This is a genomic window from Bradyrhizobium cytisi (genome assembly GCF_008123515.1).
GTDB lineage: Bacteria > Pseudomonadota > Alphaproteobacteria > Rhizobiales > Xanthobacteraceae > Bradyrhizobium > Bradyrhizobium cytisi.
In genome coordinates this window covers 50,235-62,589 of record NZ_VSSR01000014.1, presented here as the reverse complement: position 1 = coordinate 62,589, position 12,355 = coordinate 50,235, and the positions used below count along the sequence as shown (strand labels likewise).

Genomic DNA, 12,355 nt, shown 5'->3' with positions numbered 1-12,355 from the left:
GAGCCTGGCGTGACCGAAGGTTCCAGCCGAGCGTGCCGATCACTCCGGAAACCCTCGTAGCGTTCTTCGCAACCAAGATCGCGGCGCGGTGCCAAAGGCAATCTGGGCCTGGGCGCAGCACTGAGGCGTCGGGCCAGCGATGGCGTTGATGGGGGAGGCCTTCGACGCCCCCTTTGCGCCCACATCGCCAGCCGGCTCGTTGTATTCCGCGCGTCTTCACAGCGTCAGGCCAACGGGCTGTAACTCCGCAACATTCAGTTTCGAGAGGGTTGGATCTCGCGCCGGGCCAGGTCGTAAGCTTAAAAATCGTGATGCGACGTCCGCCATGAAAATCCTTGAACCAGCTCGAAGCTGCGCGTCAATACCAACGTTGTAAATGAAGCATGGTCAAACAAAGAGCCTCGACGACTCGCGAACTGGAAGGCCAACGCCTTCCGCGCCTGATGATGATCCCTATCTATGGTTGGAACAGATCGAAGGCGCGCGGGCGCCGGACTTCGTGAAGCGGCAGAATAGCAGAACGCTGGAGGTGTTTGACGGACCGGCAGCCGAACGAGACAGAGATGCGCTGACCGCGATTTACGACCGGCCCGACAATATCCCCTATGTGACCCGGCGCGGCGGGTATCTCTACAACCTATGGAAGGACGCCAACAATCCACGCGGCCTCTGGCGGCGAACCACCCTGGAAGAGTATCGACAGGCCGAACCCATCATGGGACATCCTGCTCGACCTCGATCAACTCGCCGTCAGCGAAGGCGAGGACTGGCTTCTGAGCGCCACGGCCGCACCGCCAGGAAATCATTCGCGGTGGATCTTGAGTCTATCGCGCGGCGGAAGCGATGCCGTGACTTTGCGTGAATTCGACACTGACACGAACCTCTTCATCCACAATGGCTTTATCGTGCCCGAAGCCAAAGGTAGCGGCGTATGGCTCGATTCTGATACGCTGGTGTTGTTAAGCTCTCATGGCGACGGCATGGCCGCGACCACCGGCTATGCGCGCACGGTGAGGCTGTGGCGGAGTGGGCACGCATGTTGACCAAGCGGCAGTGATCTTTGAGACCAAGGCCGCTCATGTGTCAGTCGGTTGCAGTGTTGACGAAACTGTCGTGCCGCCCAGGATCTGGTTCCTCGATGCGACCGACGTCTCCAATTGCGTGGTCTGGCTCGGCGATGAAACCGGCGCCAAGACGAGGCTCGATCTGCCAAGCAATCTGAATGCGGTCGCATCGCAACTGGCTTGCCCTGAAGCCGCGCGAATCCTGGTCTGTGGCAGGGAAGACCTATGTCGGATACGGCAATCGTCATCTCGCTGCCGGTGTTTCTGGCGGGCAGCCGCCAGTTCGAGATTCTCTTCGAGCCGGGCCCGCGCCGTGCGCTGCAGAGCTTCTTTTGGAGTGCGGGCAAGCTCGTGCTTTGTATTCTCGACGAACTCCGGCCAGATCTTCGAGATCTGCTCGCCATCCGATAATGGCTGGAACCGCGAGCAATTGGGCGGGCTTCCTGATCTTGGCGTCGTCGACATCTGGTCTCTCGATCGCGATCCGTCCGAGAGCAATGGCGACTTGCTGGCCCACGTCGAGGATCCGCTCACCCCGCCGTCCCTCATCCTGATGGAGCGGGGCGTTGCCAGTCCCGCCGTGCTGAAGCAGGCGCCGAAGACGTTTGCGCGGAGCACTGCGTGGTCGCGCGGCATGAGGCAATCTCGATCGACGGTGAGCGAATTCCCTATCTACAGACCAGCCCCGTCAGACAGACCGGCAACGCGCCGGTCCATATGAGCGGATATGGCGGGTTTGGGATCTCCGTGAAATCGTACTACAATTCCGCGCTCGGTAAGCTTTGGCTCGACGGCAGCGGCACCGCGGTTCAGGCAAATTTGCGCGGCGGCGGCGAGTTCGGCACGCGCTGGTACGACGCCGGCCGGCTCGCCGGCAAGAGATTGTCGCATGATGATTTCGCAGCGTCGCCGCCGATCTCGTAAAGCGCGGCGTGACACAGGCCAAGCGGATCGCGGCCGAGAGCGGATCGAACGGCGGCATCCTCGTCACCAAACATGCTAACGCGATATCCCGAGCGCTTCGGCGCATTGTTCTGCACCATCCCGCTGATCGATATGCGCCGCTACACCAAACTACTCGCGGGGGCGAGCTGGCTCGCCGAATATGGCCATCCCGACAACGCTGAGGAGTGGAAGTGGCTGAAGACCTAATCTGCCTATCATGGCGCAAGACCCGGGCAGTCCTATCCACCGATCCTGATGGCCACCAGGCGGCGTGACGATCGCGTCCATCCCGGACATGCGCGCAAAATGGCAGCGAAGCTGCAGGCGATGGCACGGCTATGGCAAGGACAACAGGGAGCACGCCGGCTTATTCTGGGCCTCCGTTTCCTGAAGAGCAGGATCGGCTGGCTGGATGCCGAGACGTCGGCGATGTAGCGTAGTTCTTGGACGGCAGCTCGTGCGATGTCGACCGAGGCGGCTGCAGCTTCTGAATCTGATCGGCATCCACACCCGCGCGACCTATTCGAGATGCCAACCAAGGTTTGGACGCACGGTCGAATTCGTGGCCGTCGGAACCCTGGCCACCAGGCGTTTCTCTTCACCTGCCTGACAATGCCTTCCCGAATGTCACGTAGGGGCCTGCGTGATCTTCCACGGCATAGGTCGGTAACGGGGCTGCTTCTGCACCTACAAAGGCTCGCTGCATCCAGTTGTCCTTCGAAGCGTCCGGAAAGTCTTTTGCGGATTGTGCTTTGCACAGGCGTCACATTTTGACGACAAGATCAACTTTCAACGACGCCACCCGCCCTGCTTTTTGTCATGGGCATAGGTGAAGGAGCCTACCCGTCGTCAAAACAACGCTGCCAGCGTTCTTGATCGCAATCTCTGTCAGCTTTCCAACATGAGTGGATAAACTGACATTCGAGCGGGCGTTACCTAACTGCTTGAAGCGAACCGCAAAAGTCATTTGTGGCAGGGATGGCACGCCAGTTGCTCTTGGCTTTTCAGAAACGACTCTGGGGATGCTTGCCGGAAGGGTTCGGCTTGCGAATAGAATTGGAAAAATGAGTACTTCAGCGCAACACCAGGTATCCTGCGGCGGCGGCGAGATCAGCGAGACCATGCAAGCGGTCACTGAGCACAAGGGCTGCGGTACGATCGGCGGCAGCGGGAGGGCGAGCTGCGGATCTCAGGCCGGCATCGGCAATCTGCCAAATGAGGTCTGGGAAAAGGTGAAGAACCATCCCTGCTACAGCGAGGAGGCGCACCACCATTATGCCCGCATGCATGTCGCGGTCGCACCCGCCTGCAATATCCAGTGCAATTACTGCAATCGTAAATACGATTGCGCCAACGAATCGCGCCCCGGCATTGTCAGCGAGAAGTTGACGCCGGAGCAGGCCGCCAAGAAGGTGCTGGCGGTCGCTTCCGCGATCCCTCAGATGAGCGTGGTCGGCGTTGCCGGCCCTGGCGATCCGCTAGCGAATCCGGACAAGACATTCAAGACGTTCGAGCTTGTGAACAAGCTCGTGCCAGATATCAAGCTGTGCCTCTCGACGAACGGTCTTGCGCTAGCCGATCATGTCGACACGATCGCAAGACTCAAGGTCGATCACGTGACGATCACGATCAACATGATCGATCCCGAAATTGGTGCAAAGATCTATCCCTGGATCTTTTACCGCCACAAGCGCTACACCGGCATTGAAGCTGCAAGCATCCTCAGCAATCGGCAGCTCCAGGGCGTGGAGATGCTCACCGCACGCGGCATCCTGTGCAAAGTCAACTCGGTGATGATTCCCGGGATTAACGATCAGCATCTGGTTGAGGTTAACAAGGCCGTGAAGTCGCGCGGGGCCTTCCTGCATAACGTGATGCCGCTGATATCGTCGCCCGAGCACGGCACCGTGTTCGGTCTCAGGGGGCAACGCGGCCCGACCGCACAGGAAGTGACAGCGTTGCAGGATAGCTGCGAAAGCAAGATGAACATGATGCGTCATTGTCGCCAGTGCCGGGCCGACGCCGTCGGACTGCTCGGAGAGGACCGCGGCTCGGAGTTCACCATGGAAAAGATCATGGCGATGGACATCAAATACGACGAGCAGGCCCGAAAAGAGTATCAGGCCAAAGTCGAGAAGGCGCGCACTACAAAGCTTGCGGCCAAACAGGAGGAGCTTGCGGGGCTCGCCAGCGCTTCCAGCGAAATCAAGGTGCTGGTGGCGGTTGCAACCAAGGGCTCGGGATTGATCAACCAGCACTTCGGTCATGCCAAGGAGTTCCAGATCTACGAGCTCTCGACTTCAGGCGCAAAATTTGTTGGTCATCGTCCTATCCATCCCTATTGCCAGGGCAGCCATGGTGAGGACAGCAAGCTCGAAATCGCCATCGGCGCCATCAAGGATTGCCACGCCGTATTCGTGTCAAAGATCGGCGGCTGCCCGAAGGCCGAATTGATCAAGGCCGGCATCGAGCCGGTCGATCAGTACGCCTGCGAGTTCATCGATGGCTCGGCGATCGCCTGGTTCAAACTCTATCTCGATAAAGTCAATGAGGGGAAGATCAAGCACGTTGAGCGGGTCGATCCGGCCCGCCACAATGCGCTGATTTCCGCCGCCTGAGGAAGTTCAGACAATGCCGTTCAAGATCATCGCCTCGCAATGCACGGGCTGTTCAGCGTGCGAAACGCAATGCCCAAATCTTGCTATTTCCGAGGTAGCTGGCGCTTTCCTGATCGATTCGGAGAAATGCACCGAGTGCGCCGGCTACTTTGACGAACCGCAATGCGTGGCGGTTTGCCCTGTTGACAACACATGCGTGCTCGACACAGCGCTGCCACGCCATCGGGCGCCCCCTTGAGGACAACATGGAGGTCACCACGACACGAACGGTTCAGAAATTCGGGCGGATGATGCTTCGCCTTGACGAGGCGCCGACCGCGGCTGTCGCCCTCTCAGACCGGGTGGACGGCTCGCCCTGGTCGCCGACGTTTTCGCCAATTGCTAAGCCATATTCTGGCGACGCAAACGTCAGCGGCAACGCGTTAAGCTATTCCTGTTGGCCCGAAGGCCGCGGTCTTGAGCGTCGAGGATCGATTTCGCCGATGGACCCACGAAGGGCGGACCCGTCTTCCCGATATCAATCCAGTCACCTGCGGCCATCATTGATCCGGCGACATTCATGCCCGAGGTCTTCTTCAGTCGGTCATCCGAGAGAAACGACGGCGTCCTCACCAACGCCTTCGTCGGTGGCGCGCTGCCGAGGGCGGCCGAGCATCATCCCAGGGCGGCAGGGCTATCCTATCACCTCGATAAAGGTGCCGAAGATCCACCTGCGCCAAGCCAAGGCGTTCGCACACGATCACGTGATGCGGAGATGATTTTCCTGCCGACTGGCGCCGTCGGCGCCGCAAAACCCGAATTCGGCTGCTATGAGAGCACCTCGCGTGGGTCTTCCTGTTCTCGCTCAAGGCTTGTTGCCCACTTGGAGATGCGTCTTGGGCAACTCGAGGGAGGACGGCGGCTATCGAGAGACTGCTGGGGCGCAGTCCCGCGCACAAGATTGGCGCCAAGGTGTTGTTAGGCACGCTCGAGCGATGGGCGGGACCATGAGTGATGTCATCCACGATGCCTCAGTTGCCGGGGCAATCAGGTCGATTGTGCCGGCTGCGCGTCTCGCGCTGAACCGCACTGCTTGCTGCCGGCTCAAGCTCGTTGCGTCAACGACGGACTCGCGTGCAGCATCGGCGGCTTCCTCAACATCAATCATAGGCTCGCGGATCGCCATCTCAAGCATGCGTTTTGGGGTGCAGTCGTTGATGTTGACGCACCGTCATCCCCGTTGGCTCATCCAATACGTGGTCGCAAGCCGGGCCGCGGTGAGGGAATCGACGGAGTTGATCGAGGATCATGATAGGGCGGTCCGTAACGCCGGGCGCTCGCGAGGCGCGGTACAGTTGAAGCATGGAACGGGGAGGGCAGCATGAGCAACATCGCCCGTGATAGTGACATCGTCGAGTTGACGGATGCGCCCTTCTTTGATTATGGCGACAAGGTGCGGGCCAACCGCACCATCCGCAACGACGGCACCTATGTGGGCAAGGAGATCGGTGAGGTTCTGGTCAAGAAAGGCGAGCTTGGCTATGTCGTCTCGATCGGTACGTTCCTGCAACAATTTTATATCTATGGGGTCGAATTCCTCGATTCCGGCTATCGCGTCGGCATGAAATGCAAGGAGCTCGATCTAGTCACGCGAAGCCACGGAGGCGAGGAGCCTTGCTTGTCAGGAGGGGCACCCTGATGATCGAACCAAGGTTGCCAAAATACCGCTCAGGCCAACGTGTCAAGGCGGCAATCGATCTGCTCAACGACGGTTCCTTTCCCGACGCGACGGCGGAAGAGTGTCTGGTCAGCGTCGGACACATTGGTGAGATCGTCCAGGTCGGTCGCCATACGGAAGCGAACCTACCCATCTATATGGTCGACTTCGGCAAGCAGTTGGTTGTTGGCTGCCTCGAGGCAGAAATCTCCGCAGTCCAGGACATCGCGCAATGAACGCCGCAATCATCAGACGACATCATTCCGGATTGCCTGCGCATCCCAACGAGCTCGACCGGTGGCGGATCGTGCGCGCGCTGACAAGGCGCGAGCGCTACCGATATGTCTCGCCAAAGGTGACAGCGGTTGCTGGTGGCTATCTTGTCGAGAGCCCGTGCTGCTCAAGCAATATCGATGCGGAGGGAGGCATCGTCGACGTCGCGCTGTTGCACCACGATAGGACTGGGGCGGCATGGCAGCTGTTCCGCAAAGATCACGGCAAGGGTGTCTGGGAGTGGCATTCGACCCATCAACGGCTTGGCTTGGCGACAGCGGTTCTGAACGCCGACCCTGAACGTTTGTTCTGGCAATAAGGACTATGGAGATGGTGCTCGCAGCAGGCGAATTGACGAACATCGAGCAGACGCTCGCCGCTATTGATACAGCGTCTGAGCCCTGCCCCACGCTCCGGCAGAAATTTCCACATCTCGCCTGGATTTGTTGCGAGGCCTCTGACATGACGCAGAGTCCGTTCCGCCGCGTTGGACAGTTCGACCTGCATCTGCTCGACAGTGGCGGTCACTGTGCACAGATTACGACCGATCCGCAGCGCGCCACCGGCATTGTGCTGGCTAAGCGCTCTGGCAAATCATGATCAAGCAATCGCCTGCCGGTGCCAAGGTCAGCCAGGACGGCTAGGCCTGCGGGTTGTTTGCCATGCGGTAGTGACCAGCCCGGGGAATATCACGACGCTCGTTCGTCGGGTCCATGAGACGGGGGCAGGCGATCGTTCTCGCAGCGGAATTGCCTGGGTATCTCAACATGGCTAATTAGATCAAAAATACTGCGGCATTTCAAATTAGGACGGGCAAGCCGTGCTCGATCAGCTGACGAGGATCTGCAACGCAAGATTTGCCTTTGTGAGTACTTTCACTTAAAGCCGCTAGCCTTCGAAAAATAGGACAAGACGTTTGTTCTTCGCGCGGTAACGCCGTACACTCGCCGTGGAGGCCGGTGGATGATGCGCGCGCAAGTGAGGCAATGCGAGTGTCCCGGCCGATCCAGCACTACTCCATCAATACTGGCGCCTGGAAATATCATTCTACGAAATGTCTTGGTGAGCTGAGGTCGGAGCATTCAAGCAAGAAGCGCCTTTGTAGTTGTCTTTCGAAGACACATCGAGCGTCCCCTCTCTATGGCTTGCTTCCATGTTGAAGCTGGGTGACGTGCATGTCGAGAATCGGGCTTGTCACGCAGATAAAATCCGGGGGAGGACAAATTCGCGTGTAGTTCCAGTTCTATCTCGAAGAGAAAAATCCGCTTGAATAGTTGTCGATGACCATTGATATGGTAATGGGAAGCAGTTGCGTCCGCCAAAAACAAGGCGCTACAGGCAAATGTGCAAAGCAAAACCGGAGAACATCACGTGGCAAAAACCACCAAGCGCAAAGAGTATAGTAAGGATGACGTCAAGCTGCTCAAAGCGCACTCAAAGGCCCGCACCCCTGTAGCTAGGGTTTCAAAGCTGATGAAGAGATCCGAGGGGTCTCTACGACAGAAAGCACGTACCTTGGGGATTGGCTTGGGTCACCTGCGCTGAGATATGATTCAATTTTCGGAATTTAACCGGCGTGATCGAGCCGGCCAGGCGGCTTACGACCGCCGGGCCAGCTGATCGTTTCAGGTCCCTGCGTCCGACGGTCAGCTCGCGCGATGAACGAGCTGACCGGTCTGCCGATAGACCGGCCCACTTGGCCTAGATCTCATCGATTGTCATGGTTTCAATCAGCGACTTAAAGGCGCATTTTTGAATATAGATCTACCACCCGGAAATGCGGTCCGCGAGCGTGCCGGCGGATCATCAGCCCGGCCGGCAGACGTCATTCGGCACTGAGCTGTCTCTCGCTGCCGTCCACCCCTCTCAAGACGCCGCGACTGAAACCGAGAGTGCCCCCAAGAGGGAGCTTGGGACCGTTTTTCCGAGTCCGAGGGGCGCCGGCATCGTCGGCCTACAGCATATCGTTAGCGGCCTCCGGCCGACGCAGATCCCCCGATGAATTTGCAGGCCGGTAAGCGGCAGAAAAAAGGGAATAATCGCGGTCCGGCCTAAGGCAACAATATAAAGGAACTCCGGCAGGAGATGCGCCTCTAGCAGGCGCAGAAGCGTACAAGCATTTGTGTGTTCATGCGGAGCCGCGCCGGCATCCTCTTGTATTCGGGATTTGATGTGAGGTGAGAAAAGCGGTGGTGAACATTGTTCATCGTCATCATCGAGACCATCGGTTTCGCCGCCGCGACTGCCGCGCGCGAACAGCGCGGCGGCCGCGGCAGACTCCATGGCCGCTATGAGAACTGAATTGCGGGTCGCGCCCGCACTCGCTAGCAGCAGGCCGTATTTGCGTTAAGGTCCATCTGGTATCGTCGACAAACGATTGAATCTGACCTCCTTCGAACGCGGGAGCTGCTCCTTCAAATGCACGATCGACATGTTGCCTCAGGCAATTTTAAGTGTGTCGCCGCCGATTTTGCGGTTGCAAGGGCAGAGCTCATCAGTCTGTATCGCATCCAGAACGCGTAACGTGTCCGTCGGGCTGCGGCCGACATTGAGGCTCGTCGCATAGACATGCTGGATCGTATTCTCCGGATCGACGATGAAGGTATAGCGATGCGCGATGCCATCACGCGAGCGCACTCCAAGGCCATCGACCAGTGCGCCCTTGGTGTCGGCAAACTGCCAGATCGATAGACGGTGCAGGTCCTTGTGCTCGCGCCGCCAGGCGAGCTTGCAGAACTCGTTATCGGTCGAGCCACCAAGTACGACTGCATCACGATCGGCGAAATCCTTGGACAGGCGGGCAAACTCAGCGATTTCGGTTGGGCAGACAAATGTGAAATCCTTCGGGTAGAAGAAGATGACTTTCCATTTGCCGGGAAAACTGCTCTCAGTCAGCGTCTCGAAGGCGCTCTGCCCGTTCTCCTCTTGCAGGTGAAAGCCGGGCTTCACGCCTGTGATCTCGAACGGCGGCAACTTACTTCCAATTCCAGGCATATTGTCCTCACAACGTCGCGTCACACGGAAACAGCGTTCCGCGACTAGCAAAGCAAGCGATATGCCACCCGATCCGACGGCAAGTACCCGCCATGCCGCTCGTGGAACATTCACCTTTGATGATGGCAGTGTCCTCGAACCCGACCAGCACCGTGTGGTCTTCTCAATCGTCTCGGGCTTAAGGCCCGGCATTCCCCGTTCCGCGCCCTTTCGCCCGGCGCTTGTAGTGGAATTCACGCGTCGGGGCTTTGTCCGGTTTCTGTCAAAAGCCCTTGCCGCTGTTGGGTCCGCCACGGCATCCAGTCTCGGACGCCGCGCTATTAGTCCAGCATGCTCAGACGCTTAACGCGCGTGCGAACGACATGGCACGCCAGTTGCTAAATGGATGCAGCAACAACGAGTGAGGGCTGAGGGCACGCCGACGCCGATGGCGAGCGATGGCCTCCTTCCCGAAACCCGTGTGCCCACGTTTCTGAGAGAGAAACAGCCTCGCGCGTTCGGCGCGAAAAATTGGCAATCGGTTGATGGAGAGCAACATGTCTTCGCTGAGACAAATCGCGTTTTATGGCAAGGGTGGCATCGGTAAATCGACAACGTCGCAAAATACGCTGGCGGCCCTTGCTGAGCTGGGCCAAAAGATTCTGATCGTCGGTTGTGATCCCAAAGCGGACTCGACTCGCCTCATCCTGCACGCCAAAGCGCAGGACACCATTCTGAGCCTGGCGGCGAATGCCGGCAGCGTCGAGGACCTCGAAATCGAGGACGTCATCAAGCTCGGCTACAAGGACATCCGATGCGTCGAGTCCGGCGGTCCGGAGCCGGGGGTCGGGTGCGCCGGAAGAGGCGTGATCACTTCCATCAACTTTCTGGAGGAGAATGGCGCCTATGAGGACATCGACTACGTCTCTTACGACGTGCTCGGCGACGTCGTCTGCGGCGGCTTCGCGATGCCTATCCGCGAGAACAAGGCACAGGAAATCTACATCGTGATGTCCGGCGAGATGATGGCGATGTATGCCGCTAACAACATCTCCAAGGGTATTCTGAAGTATGCGAATTCCGGCGGCGTGCGCCTCGGCGGCCTGATCTGCAACGAGCGGCAGACCGACAAGGAGCTGGAGCTTGCAGATGCTCTTGCCAAGAAGCTCGGCAGCCGGCTGATCTACTTCGTGCCCCGCGACAATGTCGTGCAGCACGCGGAGCTGCGCCGCATGACGGTGCTGGAATACGCGCCAGATTCCAAGCAGGCGGATCACTATCGCAATCTCGCGACCAAGATCCACAATAATGCTGGACAAGGCGCTATCCCGACGCCAATCAGCATGGACGAGCTCGAGGATATGCTCATGGAGCACGGCATCATCAAGCCCGTCGACGAGAGCCTGGTCGGCAAGACCGCCGCCGAGCTCGCCGCTGTTTCGGCATAGTTCATGTTGTCGGCCTTCTCGACCCGGGAAGGCCGACATCGTCCACTCAGAAGCTGGGGGGACCTTCATGATTGGTACACAAAGAAAATTGGCCGATACGGTGTCACCTCCCGTATCGGCAGCTCACGTCGCCGAGCAGCGCGATGTAAGTGAGCTCTACGGCCTTCTGACTGGGCGCCATCCAACAGAAGTCGACATCCGCGACAATGACGATTTCGATCGTCATGTGCTCGCTTGCGTTCTCGCCGCATCCGCTATGGATGGCGGCCAACTTCCCGAACGGGCTGGCTTGACCAACCAGGAGCTCAATGCGCTCCTTGTGCAATACTTCCCGTCCACCCCGCTCAGAAGGTGTACCTGGCGCGAACAGTCCGCGTTACCGGTTCCTGACGAGACAATTATGGTGCGCGACCTCCTGCTTGCGCAACGTTCCACCCATGGCGAGGTCGGCGGCTGGTTGGCGACGATGATCGCGCGGCGTGCCATGGAGCCCAATCACTTGTGGGAAGATCTCGGTCTGCGGAAGCGGGACGAATTGTACCGCCTCCTGACGCGCCATTTCGGGCCGTTAGCGGCTCGCAACACCAAGAAGATGCGCTGGAAGCGCTTCTTCTATCGCATGCTATGCGAAGATGACGGTCTGGTGATGTGTACCACGCCGGTCTGTACGGAATGCAATGATTTTGATCTTTGCTTCGGCGAGGAGAGCGGGCAGAGCCGGATGGCCGCACGCCGGCGGGATCATCTGCGTCGTCTCGATGACTCCGTCCAAGCCGCCCCAAGTTCGCAAGACTGAGCTCATAACGGATTCCCCTCCTCGGCGCGATTCCCGGTATATCGGACGAGCTTTCGGCCGGCTGTCACATGAGAAGACTGCGGGTTTGAAAAGAGGCCGGGGCAAACGATTGCGCGCACCCGGCCTAAGGCCGAGGCGGCGGCATCTGATGATCGCGGAGTGATATTTGGCGACGGCGACCGTCACATTTACCGCCGAGATGTTCTATGTTGACGCACGATCGAGGCTAACATCCGCCTCTCGATCGCGCCTACTGAACTTGTTTACGAACGCCGACCTGTGGTTGGACCGAACCCGACAGCTCAAACTTCTTCAACACGCATCCCAGAATGCACCCGCCTTCCCCGAAGTGCTGCAGCTTGAGGTGAGGGCCGAACCGTTGCCCGGCTAGCAAGCTTCCAAGCTCGGCGCCTGCCTTCAACTCGGTCGCAAGCCCACCTAACCTGGCGCTCCGCCGTTTCCACCCTGTCGGATTTGCGACACACCCGAGTCATCTAAAATTCGAGGTCATTCAGAGGTTCTTGGGAATTCGAACGGGTTGG

9 protein-coding genes and 1 pseudogene are annotated in these 12,355 nt (G+C 58.8%); 9 read left to right on the top strand and 1 reads right to left on the bottom strand.

All coding sequences use genetic code 11. The annotated features are described in order from the left end of the window. Nucleotides 1-376 precede the first annotated feature (376 nt). From FXB38_RS08805 to FXB38_RS08775, 7 genes and pseudogenes are all read left to right on the top strand, one after another. Nucleotides 377-2,444: pseudogene (locus FXB38_RS08805) on the top strand (prolyl oligopeptidase family serine peptidase). 629 nt (nucleotides 2,445-3,073) lie between these two features. Further along, nucleotides 3,074-4,627 carry a nitrogenase cofactor biosynthesis protein NifB gene (gene nifB, locus FXB38_RS08800; RefSeq protein ID WP_148750517.1) on the top strand — a complete coding sequence of 518 codons (1,554 nt, stop codon included), beginning with the start codon at nucleotides 3,074-3,076 and terminating at the stop codon, nucleotides 4,625-4,627. A 13-nt stretch (nucleotides 4,628-4,640) separates the two neighbouring features. After that, on the top strand, nucleotides 4,641-4,865 hold the full coding sequence (locus FXB38_RS08795; RefSeq protein ID WP_148750479.1) for a 4Fe-4S binding protein: 225 nt from the start codon (nucleotides 4,641-4,643) through the stop codon (nucleotides 4,863-4,865). A 1,122-nt stretch (nucleotides 4,866-5,987) separates the two neighbouring features. Further along, nucleotides 5,988-6,305: a nitrogen fixation protein NifZ gene (locus FXB38_RS08790; RefSeq protein WP_148750478.1), complete on the top strand. Its 318-nt coding sequence runs from the start codon at nucleotides 5,988-5,990 to the stop codon at nucleotides 6,303-6,305. Next, nucleotides 6,305-6,559 (top strand): nitrogen fixation protein NifZ, encoded by a 255-nt coding sequence (locus tag FXB38_RS08785; protein WP_148750477.1) that lies wholly within the window; start codon nucleotides 6,305-6,307, stop codon nucleotides 6,557-6,559. The genes FXB38_RS08790 and FXB38_RS08785 overlap by 1 nt, the downstream gene beginning before the upstream one ends. Beyond that, a complete protein-coding gene (locus tag FXB38_RS08780) occupies nucleotides 6,556-6,915 on the top strand; it encodes a DUF3024 domain-containing protein (RefSeq protein ID WP_148750476.1) in 360 nt (119 codons plus the stop codon). The genes FXB38_RS08785 and FXB38_RS08780 overlap by 4 nt, the downstream gene beginning before the upstream one ends. A gap of 11 nt (nucleotides 6,916-6,926) precedes the next feature. Continuing rightward, nucleotides 6,927-7,196, top strand: coding sequence for a DUF6129 family protein (locus FXB38_RS08775; protein WP_187434752.1), 270 nt, complete (start codon nucleotides 6,927-6,929; stop codon nucleotides 7,194-7,196). A gap of 1,839 nt (nucleotides 7,197-9,035) precedes the next feature. Here the strand turns inward: FXB38_RS08775 and FXB38_RS08770 are convergent. Beyond that, a complete protein-coding gene (locus FXB38_RS08770; RefSeq protein ID WP_148750475.1) occupies nucleotides 9,036-9,590 on the bottom strand; it encodes a peroxiredoxin in 555 nt (184 codons plus the stop codon). Nucleotides 9,591-10,126: 536 nt separating this feature from the next. Between FXB38_RS08770 and nifH the strand changes: the two genes are divergently transcribed. Both nifH and FXB38_RS08760 read left to right on the top strand, forming a co-directional pair. After that, nucleotides 10,127-11,017 (top strand): nitrogenase iron protein, encoded by an 891-nt coding sequence (gene nifH, locus FXB38_RS08765; RefSeq protein WP_148750474.1) that lies wholly within the window; start codon nucleotides 10,127-10,129, stop codon nucleotides 11,015-11,017. A 67-nt stretch (nucleotides 11,018-11,084) separates the two neighbouring features. Next, nucleotides 11,085-11,813 (top strand): nitrogen fixation protein NifQ, encoded by a 729-nt coding sequence (locus FXB38_RS08760; protein ID WP_148750473.1) that lies wholly within the window; start codon nucleotides 11,085-11,087, stop codon nucleotides 11,811-11,813. Nucleotides 11,814-12,355: the final 542 nt, after the last annotated feature.